The following is a 23,241-nucleotide window of genomic DNA, read 5'->3' as shown; positions in this document are numbered from 1 at the left end:
TCCCTGTAGTTCGTTTTTTATCACAACTGACTACCGCTACCCCCCTCAGGCCTTTGGCCTGAGGAGCGAGGCCCGATAATGCTCAACTACACCTTAAGACGCTTACTTCAGGCGATCCCGACGCTATGGATTGTGATTACCCTGTCGTTCTTTTTAATGCACTTGGCCCCCGGCGGCCCCTTCGACGGTGAACGACAACTACCGCCTGAGATAGAGGCCAATCTCATGGCTTCGTACGGCCTGGACAAACCCGTCTGGGAGCAATATATCACCTACATGGGAAACCTGCTTCAAGGCGACCTTGGCCCCTCATTCAAATACAAGGATTTTTCGGTTACCGAGCTTGTCGCTCAAGGCTTCCCTGTCAGCCTGGAACTCGGCCTATGGGCAATCAGCCTCGCGCTTCTGGTCGGTATTCCCATGGGGGTTATTGCGGCACTTAAACGCAACTCCACGATTGACTATATGGTGATGGGCACAGCGCTTGCTGGGGTGGCCATTCCCAACTTTGTGGTTGCCCCGCTATTGGCGCTGGTGTTCGGTGTTTTTTTGGCCTGGCTACCGGTCGGCGGCTGGAACGATGGGCATTGGCGAAATATGGTGCTTCCTATTGTCGCCCTCTCCCTTCAACAGATTGCCTATATTGCCCGCATGACGCGAGCCAGCATGATTGAAGTGTTAGGCAGCCACTTCATCCGCACCGCGCGGGCCAAAGGACTCAACGAGAGTGAAGTGATTCTGCGCCACGCCCTGCGCCCTTCAATGCTACCGGTTATTTCCTACTTGGGCCCTGCCATTGCCGGCATTATCACTGGGTCAGTCGTGATTGAACAAATTTTCGGCATCCCCGGGATTGGCCGCTATTTTGTCCAAGCTGCGCTTAATCGTGACTACACCCTGGTAATGGGCACGGTGGTGTTTTATAGCGCCCTGATCGTGCTACTCAACCTTTTGGTCGATTTACTCTACTCGGCACTGGATCCGCAGATTCGTTATGACAATGACTAATACCGTATCGTCCCCGCCGATCGCTGGCCATAGCCTGGGCGGCGAAGCTTGGCGACGGCTACGCCAAAACAAAGCGGCTTTGGCCAGCCTCGTACTCATCGCGCTGATTACCCTCGTTTGCCTCGTCGGCCCCTGGCTAACACCCTGGGCACTCGATGAAGTGGATTGGAATGCCTTTTTAGCACCGCCCAACATGGAAAGTGGTCACTTGGCCGGCACCGATGCCAATGGGCGTGACCTCTTGACGCGAGTCTTCCACGGCGGGCAAATCTCGCTCTCTGTTGCCATCGTCGCCACCCTCGTTTCCCTGGTGATCGGTGTATTGTATGGCGCCATTGCTGGCTATTTCGGTGGACGGATCGACAACCTGATGATGCGCTTTGTCGACATTATGTACTCACTACCGTTTATGTTTATGGTCATCTTGCTGATGGTGGTTTTCGGACGCAATATCCTGCTCATCTACGCCGCCATTGGTGCCGTCGAATGGCTTGATATGTCGCGTATCGTGCGCGGGCAAGTACTGGCATTAAAGCGCCGTGAATTCGTAGAGGCCGCCCATGCGCTTGGCGTAAGCAGTTTTAAGATTGTCACACGCCACCTGATTCCCAATGCCCTTGGCCCGGTGATCATCTACGTCACTCTCACCGTACCTAAAGTGATTTTGCTGGAAAGTTTTTTGTCCTTTCTGGGGCTTGGCGTTCAAGAACCCTTAACCAGTTGGGGGGTTCTGATCAGTGAAGGAAAAGACATGATGGAAACGGCTCCTTGGATGCTGATTGTTCCCTCAGCATTTCTCGCGACTACCCTGCTGTGCTTAAACTTTCTGGGGGACGGTCTGCGCGACGCCCTTGATCCCAAAACACGTTAACAAAAGACGCGTTAATAAAGGCAAGGAGGCTATATGCCACAACCACTGCTGGAGTTTGATCACCTGCGCGTAGACTTCGACCTCCCCATCGGCACCGTTACCGCAGTTAACAACGTTAGCTTTACGCTTAACCAAGGCGAGACAATGGCGCTAGTGGGAGAGTCGGGCTCTGGAAAGTCGATCACCTCGACTGCCACGATAGGGCTACTGCCCGAGCTAGCCCACTCCACGGGCAGCATTCGCTGGCATGGCGGCGCAGGTGATGAAGACTTGCTAACGGTTAGCCGTCAGCGCCTGCGGGCCATCCGTGGCAATGAAATATCCATGATCTTTCAAGAGCCAATGACCTCGCTCAACCCACTGCACCGCGTTGGTAAGCAGATCCGTGAAGTATTGCATAAGCACACAAAATTACGTGGTCGCGACTCACATCTGCGCGTGCTAGAACTGCTTGAGCAAGTGGGTATTCCTGAGCCTGAACGCCGAGTCGACAGCTACCCTCACGAACTTTCCGGTGGCCAGCGTCAACGGGTGATGATTGCTATGGCGCTGGCTTGCGAGCCTAAACTGCTGATTGCCGATGAACCAACCACGGCCCTTGATGTGACCGTGCAAGCTCAGATACTCGCGCTTCTGAAAGATCTCCAGGCCCGCTACGGCATGGCTATTTTGTTTATCACCCACGACCTGGGGGTTGTTCGTCACTTAGCCGATCGCGTATGCGTTATGCAGCACGGTGAAATCGTCGAATCGGGGGCAACCAACACCCTGTTCCAGTCACCGCAGCACCCTTATACGCAGATGCTAATCGCTGCCAATCCTAGCGGCCAAAAGGCGCCCGTTCCCGACACGGCCCCCGTTTTGCTCACAGCCAGCAACCTCAGCGTGCGTTTTGCGATTAAAAAGCAGCTCTTTGGCCCTAACCGCTATTTTGAAGCGGTGAAAAACATCAACCTGACGCTACGCAAAGGCCAAACCTTAGGCATTGTGGGCGAATCAGGTTCTGGCAAAACCACCCTGGGCCGTGCACTACTTCGTCTGGTGAAAAGTCACGGTAAGATACGTTTCGATGATATCGACGTTGCTCAACTTGACCGTGCGGGGATGCGCCCGATACGGGCACGTATGCAAGTTGTCTTCCAAGACCCCTTTGGTTCACTTTCCCCACGCATGACGGTGGGCGAGATTATTGGCGAAGGGCTGCGCGTCCATCAACCCTTGCTGACCAGAGCTGAACGCGATACACAGGTCATCCAGTCTCTCGAAGAAGTCGCGTTGGATCCTGCCCATCGGCATCGCTACCCGCATGAATTTTCAGGCGGGCAGCGGCAAAGAATTGCGATTGCCCGAGCACTGGTCGTCAAGCCCGAGTTTCTGTTGCTTGACGAGCCAACATCTGCGCTAGACCGCTCGGTTCAAATGACCATCATCGAGCTATTACGCGACTTACAACAGCGTCACCAACTGACCTACCTGTTTATTAGCCACGACCTTGCCGTGGTGCGGGCGTTGGCAGACGAGGTGATCGTCATGCGCCAAGGCGAAATCATTGAGCAAAACGATACCCAATCGCTGTTTAACACCCCACGCCAAACCTACACCAGTGAATTGATGCGCGCCGCTTTCCTGGAAAACCCTGCAGCCTAAGTTCTTAAGCTTTCATTTTAACGCTTGAGAGCGTTATGCCGCTCAATAAAAAACCCGGCGCGGGCCGGGTTTCATTGGCGTTTGGCTCTCTAAAGCTTAAAAGCGGTAGGTTAACTGAGCACCAAAACCGTGGGCTTCGTTTTTGTAGTCGGCTGAGTAGGAGGCACCGCCTACACCTTGAAGCAGGTCGTTACGATCCTGTTCAACAAAGGTGCCGCGCTCCGTCAGATAGGAGTACGCCACGTCGACAGTCAGGTCAGGCGTGGGGCTCCATCCAGCCCCGATTGAGAAAATGCGCCGATCATCGGAAGGGATACGTACGCTGCGATCTTCATCATTGGTCGGCGTCATGTCTAACGTAACCCCAGCACGAAGCGCCAATGTCTTCGTTAACTGATACTCGCCGCCAGTGGCAAACGCCCAAGCGTTTGAATAGTTCTGAACCTCTTGGGTAATCGTATCGCCTTGGCTACCGGTAACCAAAATTTGATCAAATTGGCTCCAACGCACCCAGGACGCCCCAAACATCAGCTTCAGTCGGTCACTCATTTGTTGCGTCACCGAGAAGTTAACCGTCTCAGGGGTGGTTAAATCCAGGTTCGCACTATCCGAGCGAACGACATTACCAAGCGGGTCGGTAGCACTAAAATTCCCTTCCAGTGTGTAATCCACCTTCGAGCGATAAGTCAGACCCAGCGTGGTTTCAGGCATTGGGCGATAGATAACGCCAAGGTTATACCCCCATGCTTCATCGTCACCATCCACTCGCGAGTCGATGTCATTAGCGGGGTTAAACGTAGCCTCAGAGGGTAGCTGGCGACGCAGCTCCCCTTCCACCTGGTTGTATGTGATGCCTGCACCAACAGACCATTGATCGTTAAAGCGATAAGAGACCGTTGGTTGCGCACTGACCACTTTGACTTCGGTATAGTCGCCAAAATAGCGGCCCTGGAAATCATCTTCGTAGTCGGTTTTAGAGCCAAAGGGTGCATACACACCGAAGCCGAACGCGAGCTGATCAGTCACTGGCTGCGCATAGAAAGCAAAGGGGATGGGGGTTCCTGGCACCATATCGCCATCGTTCCCTCCAGGAATACTGCCTACCGGAATTTGATTGCCATTTGGCGCACCGCCAGTGGCTACGCCCGAATCAATGAAGCGGCTCGCTTGGACATTAGAAATATCTGTATTTACGTTTAGGTAGGTTGCCCCCACCGTGACTTGCGCACGGTCTAAAAACGACATACCCGCCGGGTTGCCGTACACAATGGTTGCATCATGAATGTTAGAGCTTCGCCCGGCGTGACCATAGCCCTGCCCACTCACGCTCTGCTCGTTGATTTGATACCCGCCCGCGTGAGCTTGACTGGCGAAGGCAGCGGCTGTAATGGCAGCGGCCAGGGCGAGCTTATTAAAGTTATTTTTCATAGTAGGCCTCTCTTCCCGATGATCCAGTGGATACCGACAATCCACCCTAGTTATTGTTACATGACTGTTTTCTCGCAACTGAGCCAAAGGTTCAAGGGCAAACGCTCGTTTTATTTTATTTTTGGCTTATACATTAGTCGCACGACCGTTTTAAATCAGTGTTTTAGTCATTTCAGCGTATGGAGCAAAGCTGGCCTTGACCTATGGGTAACCCATAGGTTCTACACTCAAGAGACACTATTTAACCGGTCGGGAGAACAGGCCATGAAAGTTAATGAGCTTGCCAAACGGGGCGGCGTTACCGCTGAGACCGTGCGTCACTACGCTCGTGAGCGGTTACTTGCCCCACAGCGCCACCCAGATAATGGCTATCAGCTATTTTCAGATACCGATTTAGAGCGGCTGCGTTTTATTCAGCGGGCGCGCAAACTCGGTTTTAGCGTGGCAGAAATTCGCGACATCCTAACTCACGCCGACCAAGGCGACTCCCCCTGCCCTTTGGTACGCGACTTACTCGCCATCCGCCTGCCGCAAATCCGCGCACGCATTGCCGAACTGGAAGCACTGGCCGAGCGCATGGAACAGGCCATGGAGAGCTGGCAGAAAATGCCCGACGGATCCCCCGACGGCCACAGCGTGTGCCGCTTGATTGAGAGCTTTCCTGACGCCACGCCTATCAAGGAGACCCCATGAGCGACGCCTTTACCGAAGCCGCCTCAAGTGAAAGCCCTGCCAATGGAGTCACCACCCGGATCATTCCTGGTATGAATTGCCAGGGCTGCGTCAAGCGCATGCGCGAGGCAGTGCAAAGCGGTGACCCAAGTGCCGACGTGATCGGCACGCCTAGCGAAAAACGCCTTGAGGTTGTCTCATCGCTAACCGACGCCGAGCTTGATCAACGCTTGACCGAGGCAGGCTATCCGCCAGCCGAAGCAGCTCTGGATGAGACAGCTCCGGACGCGGCCGATAAGCAGCCAGAAACAGTGTCATCCGCTGAAGCTGAAAAAACCGCAAGCGCTCAAGCCCATTACCAAGCAGGGCAAGGCACAAAGCAGCGTCTGGCAATTAGCGGTATGACTTGCGCCAGCTGCGTTAAGAGTGTGCAGAAAGCACTAGAGAGAACTGAGGGAGTCGACACCGCCAGCGTCAATTTTGGCACCCACTCCGCCCAGGTGTTTGGCAGTGCAACGGCCCAAGCGTTAATCGCCGCGGTTGAGTCAGCCGGCTACGGTGCCGAACCCATTGTGGATATGCGGGAAGCAGAACGTACTCGTGCCGAGCAGGATGCCAAGACTTACCAGAAACGGCTGCGCGGCAGCGCCCTTTCGCTGGCACTGGCCATTCCGCTGATGCTCAGCATGCTCTTTTTCCATCCCCATCCGATGGGGCTGGGACGTCTCTACTGGCTGGGGATTGGCCTGCTTACGCTAGGCATTATGGCCTTCCCGGGGCGACACTTTTTCGTCAACGCCTGGAAGCAGTTCAAACACCACCAAGCCAATATGGATACCCTGGTGGCGCTGGGCACCGGCACCGCATGGCTTTACTCCATGGCGGTGGTAATGTTTGCACCCTGGCTTCCCGAGGTCGCCCAGGGCATCTATTTTGAGGCTTCGGCCATGGTGATCGGGCTGATTCTGCTTGGCAATGCCATGGAGCTGCGCGCCCGGGGCCGCACCAGCGATGCACTAAAGCGACTCCTTGACCTACAGAGCCGCACGGCGCGGGTAATCCGCGACGGCCATGAGCAGGAGATCGAGATTGATGCCGTGCGCACTGGCGACCAAATACGGGTGCGCCCCGGCGAGCGCTTGCCGGTAGATGGCGACGTCATTGAGGGCCAGAGCCATATTGATGAATCAATGCTTACCGGCGAGCCGTTACCCGTTGCCAAGGGCGCGGGGGATGAAGTCAGTGCGGGCACTGTGAATGGCCGTGGCGGGCTGATCTATCGCGCCCCCCGGGTGGGCAGCGATACGCGCTTGGGACAAATTACCGAACAGGTAGCGAGTGCCCAGAACTCGCGCCCACCGATTGGCGAGCTGGCCGACCAGGTCTCCAGTGTTTTTGTCCCTTCCGTCATGGTTATTGCCATATTGACGGCCCTGGTGTGGTTCAACTTTGGGCCTGCGCCGGAAGTGATTTATATGCTGGTCACGGCGACCACCGTGCTGATTATTGCCTGCCCCTGCGCCCTGGGCTTGGCAACCCCAATCTCGACCATGATCGGCGTCGGTAAAGCGGCAGAACATGGGGTGCTGGTGCGCAGCGGCGAGGCGCTGCAAACCGCCAGCAAGCTGACCACGCTGGTGGTCGATAAGACCGGCACCCTCACCCAGGGCAAGCCCAGCGTTACCGATGCGCAGATGTTTGGCGTGGAGCAATCCACTGCTCTGGGGTTGGTGCACGCGCTGGAGCGGGGCTCAGAGCACCCGCTGGCGGCAGCGCTAATGAGCTACGCGGATGAACACAACGTCAACCCTGCCGAGATTCATGATTTCGACAGCGTGACTGGCGGCGGAGTGAAAGCTAAAACCGCCGACAGTAAAGCGCTGCTGCTGGGCAATGCGCGGCTGCTTAAAGAGGCAGGCGTTGATCTCACGGCGGGTGAAGCGCAGGCCCAAGCGCTTGAGGCACAGGCGCGCACGCTGGTGTACTTGGCGGTAGATGGTAAATTGGCCGCCCTGTTTGGCATCAGCGACCCGCTGCGTCACGATACCGTGGCCGCGATCAAGCGCCTGCAAAAAGACGGCTTAACCATCGTTATGTTAACCGGTGATAACGAGCACACCGCCAGGGCCATTGCCCAGGAAGTGGGCATTGATGAGTTTCGCGCAGGCCTGTTGCCTGAGGACAAGCACGCCGAGATTGAGCGCCGTCAGCAGGCAGGTGAAATCGTTGGCATGGTGGGCGATGGCATCAACGATGCCCCGGCGCTGGCCAGGGCGAACGTGGGCTTTGCCATTGGCCAGGGCACCGATGTGGCCATTGAGAGCGCGGGTATCACGCTAATGCGCGGGTCGTTGCACGGGGTAGCATCCGCCATTGAGATCAGCCGCGCCACCCTGCGCAACATCAAACAGAACCTGGTGGGCGCCTTTGGCTATAACGTGCTGTGCATACCTATTGCCGCAGGGGTGCTCTACCCAATAACAGGCACGCTGCTTTCACCAATGATTGCCGGAGCGGCCATGTCGCTCTCCTCCATCACCGTGGTGAGTAACGCCAACCGCTTGCGGCTATGGAAAGCTAGCCAGGAGGAATCCTCATGAGCTTATTGATCAACTTGGCAGGCCTGGGGCTTATAGCACTAATCGTGTGGTGGTTCTGGCTTGGCTAAACGTTTTTAGCTCACCCCAATATATCGCCCTGGCTTATGGTTCAGGGCGATGATTAGGTTGAGTGTCAGCGCGCCCAGTACCGAGTAGCCCACGCGATCCAACGGCAGTTGGGTCAGGGCAATCAGCAGGATGACGCCGTCGATGGCGAGTTGAACGTAGCCTGCACGCAGGCCGTGTTTATCCTGCAGATAGAGCGCGAGGATATTGATACCGCCCAGGCTGGTACGGTGGCGAAACAGCATCAGCATACCAATGCCCATCAGCGCGCCGCCCATCAAGGCGGCGTAGAGTGAGGGCACCTTGGCAAACTGCACCCAGCCTTGAGTTAACTCTGAAAACAGCGATACCAAGCCGATGGCGGCGAAGGTGCGCAGGGTAAAACTCCAGCCCATCCGTTTCACCGCCAGGTAGTAAAACGGTAGGTTAATGGCAAAAAAGTACACCCCAAAACCCCAGCCGGTAATGCTGCTGGTCATATAGCTCAACAGCAGCGCTAAGCCCGCCGTACTCCCTGTTAGCAACACCGCATGGGTATAAAAGGTCACCCCCAGGGCGACAAAGAAGGTGCCCAGCAGCATCGCCATCACATCTTCGTAGGGGCGATGCAGATCCTGGGATAAATCTTCTACGCGCATGGGGCGTCCTTACTTGAACAGTTATGAGGTTTAAATGGCGCTGGCGTGCTCGACCATTAACTGCAGCGTCTCCCGGCCACGCCAGCGGTTGCGGTTAAGCTTGTAAGCACAGTGCAGCGTATCGCCAACGTTAAACCCAGGCAGTTCCCCCGGCGTTAGGGCGCGAAACCAAATCGCTTTGCAGGTCACAGGGCCAGTGGAAAGCTCCAGCATCAGGTGTGCGCCGTCGGCGCCCACCGGGCGCAGCGCTTCAACGATAAAACGCCCCTCAAACAGCGGTGGGTCGAATTCACGCCCGTAGGGGCCAAGGGTTTCGATCTCCTGCAAGGTGGTCAGCGAAAGCTGCGTCGTGGAGAGCTCACCATCCGTCCATAGGCGCGGATAGAGCGTTCGTCCCTCTAACTGCTCGCCCACTGCCTGCAAGAAAGCCGTTTTAAAGGCATCAAGCTGATCACGTGGCACGCCCACCCCTGCCGCGCCACTATGGCCGCCAAAGCGTGGTAACGCCTGGGGAGCAAGCTCAAAAGCGCGCTGTAGGGCATCGCGCAGATGTAGCCCATCGATAGAGCGGCCGGAGCCGGTTAGCATGCCCGGTGCCGATGCTTGTGTTAACACTACCGCCGGTCGCCCGTAGGCCTGCACCAACCGCGAGGCGACGATCCCCTGTACGCCGGGGTGGCCGTCTTCCAGCAGCACCACCACGGCGGGCTCATCGGCGTCCAGGGCTGCCGTGGCAAGAGTGCGCGCCTCGGTGGCCATATCGGCCTCAATCGCTTTGCGGGACTGGTTATCCTGATCCAGCACGTCGAGCTGGCGATTGGCGACCCCATCGTTCTCGGCCAGCATAAAGTGCAGCGCCGCGTAGGGGTCGTCCAGCCGCGAGCGGGCATTGATACGCGGCCCCATCTGAAACGCTAACGTCTCGGCGTTAAACGGCACGCTGTCGGCGCCTAAGCGCGTGGCCATGGCGCGCCAACACGCCGCATCCATACGATTGATCAGTTTTAACCCTTGATTGACCACTGCGCGATTGGCGGGACTGCCGCCTAAGGAGACACAATCCGCTACCGTGCCTAGCGCCACGTAAGAGAGCCAGGGTGACAGTTTAGGTGTCGAATCCGGCAGTGCCCCCCACTCGATCAGCACACCGCGCGCAAGCGATATCAATAGCCACGCCACCATACAACCGGCGATGGTTTTATCAGGATACTCACAGTCATCACGGGTAGGGTTAACGCAGGCATATGCCGAGCTTGGCGGCCCCTCTACGGGCAGAGCGTGGTGGTCGCTGACCACAACGTCGATACCCGCCGCTTTTAAACGCGCGATACGCGGCTCATCGGAGCTGCCGCAATCGGCGGTAATCACCAGAGTGGGAAACGGCTTTTGCGCAAGGGTGCGCTCTACCAGCGGTAGGCTAATCCCGTAGCCGTCGTGAATACGATGGCCGATCAGACTATGCAGCTTGCCTTCCGGCACCCCAAACAGCTCCACCAGCGTGCGCCGGATCACCACATGGGAGGTAATACCGTCCACATCGTAGTCGGTAAGAATGCCGATCGCCTCGCCCTCTGCCACCGCCTGAGCGATACGCTCAGCGGCGCGGCGACCGTCGGCCAGTTTCTCCGGATGGGCCAGATAACGTAGGCTAGGAGAGATTAACGGCAACAGCTCGCCGCTGTAGCCGGGCAAACGGGAGGCCAGTAGCCGTGCCTGCAGTTCGCTTAGGCCTTCCGCTTGGGCACGGGCATAAAGCGCCTCATCCACTGGACGAGGCTCTAAGCGCGGCTCGCTCTTGCTAGACGACAGCGTGCTATGGGGTAAATCAGTCACTGAGGCCATTAATTCGTTAACGCCGGTTTTCCGCAACGAACTGCTGCACGGCGGCAAGTTCCGCAGGGAGCACTGTGTAGCGCTCTTCGCGCTCAATCAGGTCTTCCATATGCGGTGGTAGTGGCACGCCCAGGAAGCCCGCTTTTACTACCGCTTCGGCAAATTTGGCCGGGTGTGCAGTGGCGAGAGTAATCATCGGCGTTGACTGGTCAGCACGGGCACGCTCGGCGGCACGATAGCCGGTGGCGGTGTGCGGGTCGAGCATTTCACCGGTGCGTTTATGGGCATCGCGGATCACTTCCAGAATCGTCGCGTCATCTACACTGTAGCTGGAGAACTTCTCGCGTAGCTTGGCCAGCGGCGCATCGGCCAGCGCCGTGGGTTCCTGCTGGAAGCGCTCAAGCAGCGCCGCCACGGCCAAGCCATCGCGGTCGTAGGCGTCAAACAGCAGACGTTCAAAGTTAGACGACACTACGATATCCATGGAGGGCGCTAAAGTAGCCGCCAGCTCTTTTTTGGAGAAGTCGTTGGCGGCCAGCGTGCGGTGCAGAATATCGTTGGCGTTGGTGGCGATGATGAACTGCTTCACCGGCAGACCCATTTTGTAGGCCATATAGCCGGCAAACACGTTGCCGAAGTTAGCCGACGGCACGCAGAAGCTCACTTCACGGTGCGGCGCACCCAGGGCAACGCCTGAAGCGATGTAGTAAACGATCTGCGCCATAATGCGCGCCCAGTTGATCGAGTTCACTGCGACCAACCGCGTACCGTTGAGAAACGACTGGTCGGCAAAGCTGGCCTTGACCATCGCTTGGGCATCGTCGAAATTGCCTTCAATGGCAATATTAAAGACGTTATTGGCCAGCACCGAGGTCATTTGCCTGCGCTGTACTTCCGAGACCCGGTTGTGCGGGTGCAGAATAAAGATATCCAGGTTGTCGCAGTGGCGACAGCCCTCAATCGCCGCCGAACCGGTATCACCAGAGGTCGCGCCCATGATCACCGCACGCTCGCCGCGCTTTTTCAGGAAGTGATCGAGCAGGCGCCCGAGCAGCTGTAACGCTACGTCTTTAAACGCCAGCGTCGGGCCATGAAACTGCTCAAGCAGGAAGTGATTGGCATCCAGCTGTTTGAGCGGCAGCACGGCGTCGTGATTAAAGGTCGCGTAGGCCTCGGTCACGATGTTGCGGAAGGTCGCATCGTCGATCTCACCGTTCACAAACGGCTTCATCACCCGAAAGGCGATTTCCGCGTAGGAGAGCCCGGCCATGTCGGCCAGCTCTTCGCGGGAGAATTCAGGCAGTGTTTCCGGCACATAGAGGCCGCCATCGCTGGCCATCCCGGTGAGCACCACTTCTTCAAAGGAGAGCGCGGGCGCCTGCCCACGCGTACTGATATAGCGCATTTAGGCTTACTCCCCTTCACTCAAGCTTTCCACGCGAATACGCGTGACGGGGCCCGCAATATCGGCCATGGATTCGATTTCACGAATCGCTTCGTTCATCTGCTTCTCTTTGGTGCGGTGTGTGAGCAGAATGATCGGCACCAGCTCGCCTTCGGTGGCCTCTTTCTGAATCAGTGCCTCAATCGAGATACCCTGCTCAGATAGGATCGTGGCCACCCGCGCCAATACGCCGGGGCGATCCACCGCCAACAGGCGCAGGTAGTAAGCCGTGATGATGTCTTCCATCGGCATAATAGGAAGTTGGCTGACATCTTCGTCGATGCCGCTAAACGCCAGATAGGGAACCCGGTAGCGGTGCTCGGTGGAGATATCCCGCGCCACGTCGAGTAAATCGGCCACCACCGCTGATGCAGTCGGCTCGGCGCCGGCGCCAGCGCCGTAGTAGAGCGTCGGCCCTACCGCGTCGCCCATGACCGCAATAGCATTTTTTACGCCATGAACATTGGCCAGCAGACGCTCTTTAGGAATCAGCGTGGGGTGAACCCGCAGCTCCAGGCCTTGATCGGTACGCTTGGAAATACCCAGGTGCTTGATCACATAGCCTAGATTGTCGGCTTGCTCGACGTCTTCCGCAGTAATCCGCGAGATACCTTCGGTGAAGGCTTTCTCGAACTGCAGCGGCACGCCGTAGGCAATCGAGGCCAAAATCGTCAGCTTGTGCGCGGCATCGATACCTTCCACGTCAAAGGTGGGATCAGATTCGGCATAGCCTAGCGCCTGGGCTTCCGCAAGCACGTCTTCAAAGGCGCGGCCTTCATCGCGCATATGGGTAAGGATATAGTTGCCGGTGCCGTTGATAATGCCCGCCACCCACTCGATGCGGTTGGCACCCAGGCCTTCGCGCAGCGATTTAATGACGGGGATACCGCCGGCCACCGCGGCCTCAAACGCCACAATAACGCCCTTTTCGTGAGCGGCCTTGAAGATTTCGTTGCCGTGCACTGCAATCAGCGCCTTGTTGGCGGTGACCACGTGCTTACCGTTTTCAATGGCGGTGAGCACCAGCTCGCGGGCGATATCGTAACCGCCTATGAGCTCCACCAGGACATCCACATTGGGATTGGTCGCCACTTCAAACACATCGGAGGTGGCATTGATGCCGGTAATATCGCAGTCAGGATGAATACTGCGGTGAGCAACCTGCTCAATCACAATAGGGCGGCCAGCACGACGCGCAATATCATCAGCGTTGCGAGTCAATACGTTAAAGGTGCCGCCACCGACAGTACCTAGACCACAAATACCTACTCTTACCGGTTTCAAAATACTTCCCCTTTCGTGTTGTGCACCTGGTGGTGCTGGCCTTAATTACGGTGTTGAAGTCGATCTTAAAGACCGTGTCTCAGCGTTTTGCTTTATCTTTGGAGGTGACGTTATGCGTCATCCAAGCCTAACATGGCAGAGAGCCGCTCGGGGGGCACAAACCCCGGCACCATTTGCCCATCGGGCAAAATAATCGCCGGCGTGCCCTGTACGCCCAGTGCCTTACCCAGATCATACTGCCCCGCCACGGGATTGTCGCAGTCTGCTGCACTGGAAATCGCCTCACCCTCTTTGGCTTGGGTCATCGCTTCGCTGCGATTATCCGAGCACCACACCTGCTGCAGCGTGGTGGCCGCTTGGCTGCCCATGCCCGCACGGGGAAACGCCATATAGTGAACCGCGATACCGCGTTCGTTCAACTCTGGAATGGTGTCGTGTAACCGCGCGCAGTAGGGGCAGGTAGGGTCAGTAAACACCGTTATAGTGGCTTTCGGTTCATCGGCACCGCGGAAGATCACCAGCTCATCGTCAGGTACGGCTGCCAATGCATCGGCACGTTCTTGGTTCTGCTCTTGTTCGGTCAAATTGACCAACCCTTCATCGCCATTTTCGTACAGGTCACCGACCAGAAAGTGGCTACCGTCAGCGTTGGAGTAGAAGGCTTCGCCACTCTCCAGTTGCACATGATAGACGCCCTCCATGGGGGTCTCAGTGACCGTTTCCACCGGCATTTTCTGTCCATTAACACTCAGCGATTCAGCAAGTTGATCAGCCACCTCGTCCGCCTGGGCAGCGGAAGGTAACAGGCTGACGGTTAACAGGCACGTCAGCAGTGAGACAGGCGTTACTAAAGGAGATACTACTAAACGGCGTTGACGCATCATCAATTCAGCCTCTTGGGTGATGTTCTGCATGTAGGCTTTCCAAGCGCGCCTGGGCTACATGGGTATAAATTTGGGTCGTCGACAGGTCGCTATGACCCAGCAGCAGCTGTACGACCCGCAAATTGGCCCCATGATTCAATAAATGGGTCGCAAATGCATGGCGAAGTGTATGTGGCGACAGTGGTCGAGTAATCCCGGCGGTTATTGCATGCACCTTAATCCGGTGCCAAAAGGTTTGCCGGGTCATGGCTTTATCGCCCCGGCCAGGAAACAGCGCTGGCCGGGTCGGGTCGCTCATTAGCGCCAGCCGTGCGCTCTGCATATAGTGCGCCAGCCAATCCGCCGCCTCTTCACCCATGGGCACCAGGCGGTCTTTATCGCCTTTACCGCGCACCCGCACCACGTTTTGGCTTAAATTAACCGCATCGCCGGTCAGCCCCACCAGTTCAGAGACACGTAGACCACAGGCATAGAGTAACTCCAGCATGGCGCGATCGCGGACGCCCAGCGGGGTATCGGTATCCGGCGCCATCAACAGGCGCTCTACCTCATCCTCTTCCAAGGTGTTCGGCAAACCAGGGATGACGCGGGGTAACTTGATATCGGTGAGCGGATCGCTCTCCACCTGATTATTTAAACGCCCCCAGCGGTAGAAGCTGCGCAGCGTCGACAGCAGCCGGGCATTGCTGCGCAACTGATAGCCTTCCTCCCGGCGGCTGGCCAGCCATTCACTGAGGCGCTCCGGCGGCGGCGCCAAGAGGGCTTCGCCGTGGCTCTCCAGGTGGCTGTGCCAGGCGGTTAAATCACGCCGATAGGCGGCTAACGTATGATCGCTGGCGCCCTGCTCAAGCCAGAGAGCATCTAAAAAGGCATCGATAACGCTCATAGGTTAGTCACCTCCCGCCGCTTTTATTGAGCGGCATAAACAAAACCCCGCCCCGCAAAGCGGTGACGGGGTCTTGGTATCCGGGCGCAACGCCAACAGCGTGCGCCCGAGGAACAGTGGCGTTTAAGCCAGCTTTTCCTTGATACGTGCAGAACGACCGCTGCGCTCGCGCAGGTAGTAAAGCTTGGCTTGACGCACGTCACCGCGACGCTTGACTTCGATCGAGTCAACCAGCGGGCTGTAGGTCTGGAAGGTACGCTCAACGCCAACGCCGTGAGAAATTTTACGCACGGTGAAAGCGGAGTTCAGGCCACGGTTACGTTTACCAATGACCACACCTTCAAACGCCTGCAGACGCTCGCGAGTGCCTTCTTTTACTTTTACCTGAACGACAATAGTGTCGCCGGGGGCAAAGGTAGGAATTTCCTTGCCCATTTGCTCAGATTCGATCGCCTGGATCACTTTGCTTTTGCTGCTCATCATCATACTCCTGAATAACGTGTTGGCTTGACCGCTCTATCATGGGTGGCGGAAGCCGTGATCCCGGCGCTCGAAACGAGCTACGCGGGAGTCGTTATGGGTGACACAGGTGCGCTTTTTCGCCCTGCACCGCCGCTCTGATCTAGGTAGCTGAAACACACTACTTAGTAGACAGAGCGTGTTCTTCGATAAACTCGTTCAACAGCTTGCGCTGTTCGACATCTAACGTGCGCCCTTCCAACAGGTCGGGGCGACGCTGCCATGTCCGGCCTAATGACTGCTTTAATCGCCAGCGTTTGATGGCTGCATGATTACCGCTTAACAGCACATCCGGCACCTGGCGCCCGTCGATGACTTCTGGACGGGTATAGTGCGGGCAGTCTAACAGACCGTCATTAAACGAGTCTTCGATAGCGGAATCCTGATGACCCAGTACACCGGGAATCAGCCTTGCCGCTGCATCGATCAGCACCATCGCCGGCAGCTCACCCCCGCTCAGCACATAGTCACCAATCGACCACTCTTCATCGATGTCACTCTCCACCACGCGTTCATCAATGCCTTCATAGCGCCCTGCCACGACCACTAAAGGCCCGGCGGATGCCAGTGCTTGAACGCCCTGCTGATCCAGCTTACGCCCCTGGGGCGAGAGGTAGATCACCGTCGGCACTAAGCCGGTGGCTTTCTGCGCCCGTTCCCGGGCCGCAAAGATCGCTGCGCGCAGGGTGTCGACTTTCATCAACATGCCTGGACCACCACCATAGGGGCGGTCATCAACGCTGCGGTGGCGGTCAGTGGCGTAATCCCGCGGGTTCCAAAATTCCAGTGCAATACGCTGTTTCTCTACTGCTCTGCCGACCACGCCCTGTTGGGTTAGCGCGTCAAACATCTCGGGAAACAACGACACGACACCGATCCACATGGCAGGCGCTGCTGCTTCGCTCGCCGTTTCCGGCGCGTTGCCACTCTCCAACTCAGTTGAGTCGGTCGATGCATCACTGCTCAAACTGTTCATACGTTTGGTCAAAACTCAGGATCCCAATCGACGACCATGCGGCCCTCTTGGGAACTGATTTCGATGATGACGTCATCTGGCAAAAAAGGCAGCAGGCGCTCACGCTTGTCGATTGAGTCTGAATCGCCGCGAACCACCATGACATCGTTGGCGCCGGTTTCAAACAGGTAGCTGACCCGTCCTAGCCGTTCGCCAGCCTGAGTGAAGACAGCCATGCCTTCAAGCTCATGCCAATAATACTCATCGTCGGAAAGCTCAGGCAGCGCCTCTTTGGGCATCAGGATGTCCGTTTGGGCTAATGCTTCCGCCGCACTACGGTCATCGACCCCTTCAAGTTGCACTACAATTCCCTTGCCCTGCCGACGCCCCTGAACAATGCTTATGCGCTTTAGGGTTTCACCTTGGCGCACCCACCATTCCGGGTACTCAAGAATGCTGTCCATTGGGCTAGTGTAGGAGTACACCTTGAGCCAACCTTTCACCCCATAAGGGCTAGTCAGCTTGCCTAGCACCACATGCGTGTCGTCAGTTTGGCTTATTTCAAAACGCGTCATCGACGACCTCAGCTACCCAGCACTCACTTTCTTTCTCACGCAACAAGTCTTGAACAACAAGACTCAAAAGCAGGCTTAGGCCTGTTTGCGTGCTTCTTTTACCAGCTCAGCAACACGACCAGACAGCTGGGCGCCTTGGCTCTGCCAGTGAACAACGCGGTCTAGGTCAACGCGCAGACGCTCTTCCTGACCACGGGCAACCGGGTTGAAGAAGCCGATACGCTCGATGAAACGACCGTCGCGAGCGTTACGCGAGTCGGTAACGGTCAGGTGGTAAAAGGGACGCTTCTTGGCGCCACCACGGGCCAAACGAATGGTAACCATACGATAACTATCCTTCGGTTGAGGTTACGAGAGTGCGTTGTTAGCGCTAACCGCTATCGGAACACTCGTCGTGCTATAGGCTATATAAAGGCCTTCATTGAGTGGTGCTGCTACCGCGATTGACGCGCTTTTACGCAACACCCACGCATGAAGAGGCCGCATTCTACGCAAATGCGCTCGGCTTGGAAAGCCTAATAGCCAGAAAACTCATAGACCGTCAACCTTAGCCAGCGCATCAGCGCTTTAACCATTGGCGTTTTAGCGCCGCGGCAATCCACCGGGGCCGCCCATACCACCCATACCACCAGGGCCGCCCGGGCCGCCGCCACCGCCCATCATGCCGGACATACCGCGCATCATTTTCTGCATGCCGCCTTTCTGCCCTGCTTTCTTCATCATCTTCTGCATCTGCTTATGCTGCTTGAGCAGACGGTTCAGGTCAGGCACTTGCAGGCCGGCACCAGCAGCAATGCGGCGTTTGCGCGAGCCATTAATGATGTCGGGCTTGCGGCGTTCTTTAGGGGTCATGGAGTTAATCAGCGCCTCCAGCTTACCCAGCTCTTTCTCTGGCCCGGGGCCTTGGGCCATCTCGGCCATCTGCCCCATACCCGGCAACTTGCCCATCAGACCGCCCATACCGCCCATTTTTTTGAGCTGCTGGAGCTGGTCGCGAAAATCTTCCAGGTCAAAGCCGTCACCCTTCTTGACCTTTTTAGCCAACTTCTCGGCTTTGGATTTATCGACAGTGCGTTCGGCTTCCTCGATCAGCGACAGCATGTCGCCCATCCCCAGGATTCGCGAGGCGACACGGTCTGGGTGGAACGGCTCGAGAGCATCGACTTTTTCACCGACGCCCATAAATTTGATCGGCTTGCCGGTAATGTGGCGTACTGATAGCGCCGCACCGCCGCGGGCATCACCGTCCGCTTTGGTCAGGATCACACCGGTTAGCGGCAGCGCTTCGCTAAACGCTTTGGCGGTGTTGGCGGCGTCCTGACCGGTCATGGCGTCGACGACAAACAGCGTTTCCTGAGGCGAGACCGCTTTATGCAGTGCCTGGATCTCCGCCATCATGGCTTCATCAATCGCCAGGCGACCGGCGGTATCGATCAGCACTACATCGTGAAACTGGATCTTGGCGTGCTTGATGGCCGCTTCGGCAATCGCTACCGGCTGCTGGTCAGAGCGCGAGGGGAAGAAATCTACCTCAACCTCTTTGGCCAGGGTTTCGAGCTGGTCGATGGCTGCCGGGCGATAAACGTCGGCCGACACTACCAAGACTTTCTTCTTCTCGCGCTCGCGCAGGTAGCGTGCCAGCTTGGCCACAGAGGTGGTTTTACCCGCCCCCTGCAAGCCGGCCATCAATACAACGGCGGGAGAGCCCTTGAGCACAAAGCCGTCGTTGGCTTCGCCCATAATTGCTTCCAGCTCCTGCTGGACGATTTTGACGAACTGCTGGCCTGGTGACAGGCTTTTGGATACTTCCTGGCCGACCGCCCGCTCGCGCACGCGTTCAATAAACGCCTTGATGACCGGCAGTGCTACGTCGGCCTCAAGCAGTGCGCGGCGTACTTCGCGCAGAGTATCTTTAATATTATCGTCGGTCAGGCGAGCCTGACCCTTAATCGACTTTAACGTCTGGGAAAGACGCTCACTTAGATTCTGGAACATGGGGCCTCTCTGCCTCCGTCACTGCCGTCGGCGCGCACGCCCTGGACTATTTAGTAAAAAGATTATACGCGCTCACGCTTCGAGTCTCCATGGGCGAGTGCCAGCAACCCTACTGCAACCGTCCAGAACAAGTCGCCATCTGACCGCCATGGATGGCGGAAATGCCGGAACTGTCGGGAACATTTTTCCGGCCATGGCGAAACACCCTTGCTTACAGCTTTCCCTGGCATTCATCCATACTTACTCCGAGTCTTTACCTATTTTCATACGTTTGCTCTGCTGGGCGACGCCGCTTGGATTCGTTATAGTAGTTGGATAGATTCTCATCGTAATCACACTTAATTCGTTTATTTATTCACAGCAACGCGCTGCAAGGCGCACGGATAGCATCATGCAGGCGCTCCCTTTCGCCACGATTGCTTTTGTTCTTTATGTTGCCGCTGCCATTTGGCAAGGCATGACGCTGTTCCGGCGAGTGCCTCCCCGCCAGGGCATGGTACGCCTGCTCGCCGTATTGGGCCTACTGTTGCACATCCCTGTGGTGGTCAAATTGGTCGGCCAATCGCCTGGCCTGCTGCCCGGGTTTACCACCAGCGCCACATTGCTGATGGCGGTCGCGGTCAACGTCGTGCTAGTTGCCAGCCTGTTTAAACCTGTGCTTAACGCCGGGATTGTACTCTTCCCGCTGGCGGGCATTGCGCTACTCGCCGCCACTTGGCTGCCGAATCAAGGTGGTCATACCGGGCTTACACCGGGCATTTTATTGCATGCGATAAGCTCAGCGCTGGCGTTTGCCGTGCTGGCAATTGCCGCCGTCCAAGCGGTGCTGGTCGGCCTACAGAACCAGGCGCTGCGTCACCATCATATCCGCGGCATTGTGCAGTCGCTGCCGCCGCTCACCACCATGGAGCGGGTACTTTTTGAACTGGTGTGGGCAGGCATTATTCTATTGACGCTCTCCATCGCGAGCGGGCTTATTTTTCTCGACAACTTCTTTGCCCAGCATTTGGCGCACAAAACCGTACTCTCGCTACTGGCCTGGGTAATCTTCACGACCCTGTTGGTTGGTCGTTATCGCTTTGGCTGGCGCGGCATGCGTGCCGTGCGCTGGACACTGGGCGGTTGCGGCCTGCTGGTGCTGGCCTACTTTGGCAGTAAGTTCGTACTTGAGGTTGTACTCAATCGATAACGACTCAACCGCTAACGGGGGCGCAACCACGCCTTTGGTTGTCTTGACACACTACTCGCTACCTTCTACAAATCGAGCCTAATTCGCCACAAAGGACTTTTCGACTTGAGCGACGACTTCCCCCTGGGGTTACTGTTCGGCCTGCTAGCCTTACTGATACTGCTTTCTGCGTTTTTCTCCAGCTCTGAAACCGGCATGATGTCGATTAACCGCTACCGCTTGAGCCATCAAGCCAACAGCGGTGACCGCAGAGCCAAACGGGTTATGCGCCTGCTCACCCGCCCAGACCGCCTGATCGGCGTTATCCTGATCGGCAACAACTTCGTCAATAACCTGGCGGCGTCCATTGCGACTATTATCGCCATTCACTTCTTCGGCGACGTATCAGGGCCTGCAATCTCGACTGCCCTACTGACTATCACGATTCTGATTTTTGCCGAAGTCACGCCGAAAACCTACGCCGCGATCAAGCCCGAACGGATCGCCTATCCTACGTCCTATGCCCTTGAACCGCTGCTAAAGCTGCTTTACCCGCTGGTATGGCTGGTCAACGTCATGTCTAACGGCCTGCTCCGGCTGGTGGGCGTTAAAAGCGTTGATAACGGCGGCGACAGCCTCACCCGTGATGAGCTGCGCACGGTGGTTCACGAGGCGGGCACGCTGATCCCCTACCGCCACCGGGCGATGCTGCTGTCGATCCTTGACCTTGAGAATGTCACCGTGAACGACATTATGGTGCCGCGCCACGAGGTGCTGGGTATCGACCTGGATGACTCTCTCGAAGATATTTTGACCCAGATTCGTACCAGCCAGCATACCCGGCTACCGGTCTATAAAGGCGATATCAATAATATTATCGGTATGCTGCATCTGCGTAACGCGGCACGCTTTCTCTCCAGGGACGAAGTCACCAAGGCCTCTATTGTGCAGGAGGCACGGGAACCCTATTTCATTCCCGAATCCACGCCGCTACATACCCAACTGCTCAACTTTCAGAAGCAGAAACGGCGTATCGGCATTGTGGTGGATGAGTACGGCGACGTAGAGGGTTTGGTCACCCTGGAAGATATTCTGGAAGAGATCGTGGGCGAGTTCACCACCGATGTCTCTGAGGATGAAGAGATTCACCAGCAGGATGACGGCAGCCACGTAATTGAAGGCACCGCCAATATTCGTGAGATTAACAAGATGCTCGGCTGGCAGTTGCCGACCGATGGCCCCAAGACGCTCAACGGACTAATCCTTGAGCATCTGGAAGCCTTTCCAGAAGGGCCTGCGTGTCTGCAAATTGGCAATATGCGCATGGAGATTTTGGAGATTCGCGACAACCTCATCACCTCGGCGCGCTGCTGGCAAAAGCAGCGTGCGGCTCGCCGCTAGCAAGCGAGCTAACGGCGGCGGGATAGCTCCTGATCCGCCGCCGCTTTTAAAGCCCTGACCCGCGCTTCTAGAAACCGCCGCAGCGCTATATCATCGGCGTCCAGGCGGTTGAGTGGAGGCCCAAAGTGGAGGCTCACCGGCGCCCGAAAGCGCCTTGGGCACTTTTTGAGTGCTTTGCCGTTATGGTGGGATGTCCACGACCCCCATAAGCCTGCCAGCCCTGCGGGAATCACCGGCACATCATCCCTAGCGAGAATAGCTTCCAAACCGCGCCGAAAGGCGTGAATTTCACCATCCGGGGTCAGTCGCCCTTCAGGAAAGACCATCACGACCTGCCCCTGGCGCAGCGCTGTGCTCACGTCATCCAGGGCGCGCCTTAGAGCTCCGGGGCTACGCCGCTCAGACTCAATGGGAATGGCGCCTACCAACTGAAACCACCACTTAAGCCAGGGTGAGTCGAAGATCGGCTGATCCATAACAAAACGCAGCGGCCGGGGGCTAGCGCCACCAAGCACCAGGGCATCCATAAAACTGACGTGGTTACACACCACCAACGCAGCGCCCTGCTTAGGGATATGCTCACGTCCATGCACCTGCAGCCGGTAGCAGAGGCGCATTGAGACAAAAATCAGCCAGCGCAGCACCTGGCGACCCGCATTGACCCCCCAGGTCACGTAGCCGCCTCACGATGGCGCAAGCCAGCCAGAATGGTGCTCATCAGTTGATCCAACAGCTCATCCACTTTCAACTGCTGGCCCTGCCAATAGCCCAATCGCTCATTAAGCCCTAGCTGAACCAAGCCGTGAACGCTACCCCACAGCGTGCGCCCCAAACGGCGGGCTTCGAGATCATCCAGCGCGGGCTGGTAGGCTTTCAGCGAGGCCTCCACTTGGGTAAATAGCGCTTCGATCAAATCGCTTTGGCGCTGATCAAGCTCACCCTCCTGGGCCAGTGGGTAATCGAACAGCAGTTGCCAGCGGTAACAATCCTGCTCGGCGAACCGCCAGTAGGCACGCGCCAGCGAGCGCAGCCATGGCTCAGGGTCATCATCGACCAAGCTGGTAATGGTGTGCTGTAAGCGTGCCAGAGTTTCCACATTGACGTGCTGCAATAAGTTATTGAAGCTGCCATATAGCTTCAGTAGGGTGCTGGGGGCACAGCCAACCTCTCTAGCCAAAGCACGCAGTGAGAGACCATGGACTGGCTGTTCAGCCAACCACTCATCACAAGCGTGCATGACCTGCGCGTGGAGGGCATCGGGCGCATGCTGTCTAGGACGGGCCATGGCGATCTCTTAAGGTCAACGGCAAACAAGGAGGAAGCCTCACTGCGCTTTAGCGTGAGCAAGGGTTACGATAGGATACCTT

At 57.0% G+C, this 23,241-nt stretch carries 21 protein-coding genes; 7 read left to right on the top strand and 14 right to left on the bottom strand.

Features of this window, described 5'->3' with window-relative positions; all coding sequences use genetic code 11:
- Positions 1-78: 78 nt before the first annotated feature.
- Genes oppB through JI62_RS03045 form a run of 3 tightly spaced genes read left to right on the top strand, consistent with a single transcriptional unit; the run spans position 79 to position 3,526 of the window.
- Entirely contained in the window at positions 79-1,008 is a 930-nt protein-coding gene (gene oppB, locus JI62_RS03055; RefSeq protein ID WP_088698760.1) for an oligopeptide ABC transporter permease OppB, read from the top strand.
- Positions 995-1,879: an ABC transporter permease subunit gene (locus JI62_RS03050; RefSeq protein WP_226250078.1), complete on the top strand. Its 885-nt coding sequence runs from the start codon at positions 995-997 to the stop codon at positions 1,877-1,879. The genes oppB and JI62_RS03050 overlap by 14 nt, the downstream gene beginning before the upstream one ends.
- 33 nt (positions 1,880-1,912) lie before the next feature.
- Positions 1,913-3,526, top strand: a complete 1,614-nt coding sequence (locus JI62_RS03045) for an ABC transporter ATP-binding protein (RefSeq protein ID WP_088698758.1) — start codon at positions 1,913-1,915, stop codon at positions 3,524-3,526.
- 96 nt (positions 3,527-3,622) lie between these two features.
- On the opposite strand, the gene JI62_RS03040 is transcribed toward JI62_RS03045, so the two are convergent.
- Entirely contained in the window at positions 3,623-4,954 is a 1,332-nt protein-coding gene (locus JI62_RS03040) for an OmpP1/FadL family transporter (protein ID WP_088698757.1), read from the bottom strand.
- Between the two features lie 264 nt (positions 4,955-5,218).
- On the opposite strand from JI62_RS03040, the gene JI62_RS03035 reads away from it, so the two are divergent.
- The gene (locus JI62_RS03035; protein ID WP_088698756.1) at positions 5,219-5,647 is read left to right on the top strand and encodes a MerR family transcriptional regulator; all 429 of its coding nucleotides are present in this window, start codon (positions 5,219-5,221) and stop codon (positions 5,645-5,647) included.
- A gap of 71 nt (positions 5,648-5,718) precedes the next feature.
- Complete coding sequence (locus tag JI62_RS03030; protein WP_088698774.1) at positions 5,719-8,226, top strand: heavy metal translocating P-type ATPase; 2,508 nt, start codon at positions 5,719-5,721, stop codon at positions 8,224-8,226.
- Between the two features lie 74 nt (positions 8,227-8,300).
- On the opposite strand, the gene JI62_RS03025 is transcribed toward JI62_RS03030, so the two are convergent.
- The 11 genes from JI62_RS03025 to ffh form a co-directional block, all read right to left on the bottom strand.
- Positions 8,301-8,930: a YitT family protein gene (locus JI62_RS03025; protein ID WP_088698755.1), complete on the bottom strand. Its 630-nt coding sequence runs from the start codon at positions 8,928-8,930 to the stop codon at positions 8,301-8,303.
- 30 nt (positions 8,931-8,960) lie between these two features.
- Positions 8,961-10,772 (bottom strand): single-stranded-DNA-specific exonuclease RecJ, encoded by a 1,812-nt coding sequence (locus JI62_RS03020; RefSeq protein ID WP_088698754.1) that lies wholly within the window; start codon positions 10,770-10,772, stop codon positions 8,961-8,963.
- A gap of 7 nt (positions 10,773-10,779) precedes the next feature.
- Positions 10,780-12,168 carry a threonine synthase gene (thrC, locus tag JI62_RS03015; protein ID WP_088698753.1) on the bottom strand — a complete coding sequence of 463 codons (1,389 nt, stop codon included), beginning with the start codon at positions 12,166-12,168 and terminating at the stop codon, positions 10,780-10,782.
- Positions 12,169-12,174: 6 nt separating this feature from the next.
- Positions 12,175-13,491: a homoserine dehydrogenase gene (locus tag JI62_RS03010; protein ID WP_088698752.1), complete on the bottom strand. Its 1,317-nt coding sequence runs from the start codon at positions 13,489-13,491 to the stop codon at positions 12,175-12,177.
- A gap of 110 nt (positions 13,492-13,601) precedes the next feature.
- Positions 13,602-14,405, bottom strand: coding sequence for a DsbC family protein (locus tag JI62_RS03005; RefSeq protein WP_088698751.1), 804 nt, complete (start codon positions 14,403-14,405; stop codon positions 13,602-13,604).
- Positions 14,380-15,261 carry a site-specific tyrosine recombinase XerD gene (gene xerD, locus JI62_RS03000; protein ID WP_088698750.1) on the bottom strand — a complete coding sequence of 294 codons (882 nt, stop codon included), beginning with the start codon at positions 15,259-15,261 and terminating at the stop codon, positions 14,380-14,382. Before xerD ends, JI62_RS03005 begins: the two co-directional genes overlap by 26 nt.
- A gap of 123 nt (positions 15,262-15,384) precedes the next feature.
- Positions 15,385-15,741 carry a 50S ribosomal protein L19 gene (gene rplS, locus JI62_RS02995; RefSeq protein WP_088698749.1) on the bottom strand — a complete coding sequence of 119 codons (357 nt, stop codon included), beginning with the start codon at positions 15,739-15,741 and terminating at the stop codon, positions 15,385-15,387.
- A 160-nt stretch (positions 15,742-15,901) separates the two neighbouring features.
- Complete coding sequence (gene trmD / locus JI62_RS02990; protein ID WP_088698773.1) at positions 15,902-16,663, bottom strand: tRNA (guanosine(37)-N1)-methyltransferase TrmD; 762 nt, start codon at positions 16,661-16,663, stop codon at positions 15,902-15,904.
- A 101-nt stretch (positions 16,664-16,764) separates the two neighbouring features.
- Complete coding sequence (rimM, locus tag JI62_RS02985) at positions 16,765-17,310, bottom strand: ribosome maturation factor RimM (protein WP_088698748.1); 546 nt, start codon at positions 17,308-17,310, stop codon at positions 16,765-16,767.
- A 75-nt stretch (positions 17,311-17,385) separates the two neighbouring features.
- Positions 17,386-17,634, bottom strand: a complete 249-nt coding sequence (gene rpsP / locus JI62_RS02980) for a 30S ribosomal protein S16 (protein ID WP_007111767.1) — start codon at positions 17,632-17,634, stop codon at positions 17,386-17,388.
- 258 nt (positions 17,635-17,892) lie between these two features.
- Entirely contained in the window at positions 17,893-19,305 is a 1,413-nt protein-coding gene (gene ffh / locus JI62_RS02975) for a signal recognition particle protein (RefSeq protein ID WP_088698747.1), read from the bottom strand.
- 391 nt (positions 19,306-19,696) lie between these two features.
- Here ffh and JI62_RS02970 point away from each other — a divergent pair, with 391 nt between their 5' ends.
- Both JI62_RS02970 and JI62_RS02965 read left to right on the top strand, forming a co-directional pair.
- On the top strand, positions 19,697-20,494 hold the full coding sequence (locus tag JI62_RS02970) for a cytochrome C assembly family protein (RefSeq protein ID WP_088698746.1): 798 nt from the start codon (positions 19,697-19,699) through the stop codon (positions 20,492-20,494).
- A gap of 105 nt (positions 20,495-20,599) precedes the next feature.
- On the top strand, positions 20,600-21,874 hold the full coding sequence (locus tag JI62_RS02965; RefSeq protein WP_088698745.1) for an HlyC/CorC family transporter: 1,275 nt from the start codon (positions 20,600-20,602) through the stop codon (positions 21,872-21,874).
- Positions 21,875-21,882: 8 nt separating this feature from the next.
- Here JI62_RS02965 and JI62_RS02960 read toward each other — a convergent pair whose 3' ends face one another.
- Both JI62_RS02960 and JI62_RS02955 read right to left on the bottom strand, forming a co-directional pair.
- Positions 21,883-22,548 (bottom strand): 1-acyl-sn-glycerol-3-phosphate acyltransferase, encoded by a 666-nt coding sequence (locus JI62_RS02960; protein WP_088698744.1) that lies wholly within the window; start codon positions 22,546-22,548, stop codon positions 21,883-21,885.
- The gene (locus JI62_RS02955; protein WP_088698743.1) at positions 22,545-23,159 is read right to left on the bottom strand and encodes a TetR/AcrR family transcriptional regulator; all 615 of its coding nucleotides are present in this window, start codon (positions 23,157-23,159) and stop codon (positions 22,545-22,547) included. The genes JI62_RS02960 and JI62_RS02955 overlap by 4 nt, the downstream gene beginning before the upstream one ends.
- Between the last annotated feature and the right edge of the window lie 82 nt (positions 23,160-23,241).

It is taken from the genome of Halomonas campaniensis (genome assembly GCF_002211105.1).
Classification (GTDB): Bacteria; Pseudomonadota; Gammaproteobacteria; order Pseudomonadales; family Halomonadaceae; genus Vreelandella; species Vreelandella campaniensis_A.
Note: the sequence above shows the minus strand (reverse complement) of the source record. Positions and strands in the feature narration are given on the sequence as shown.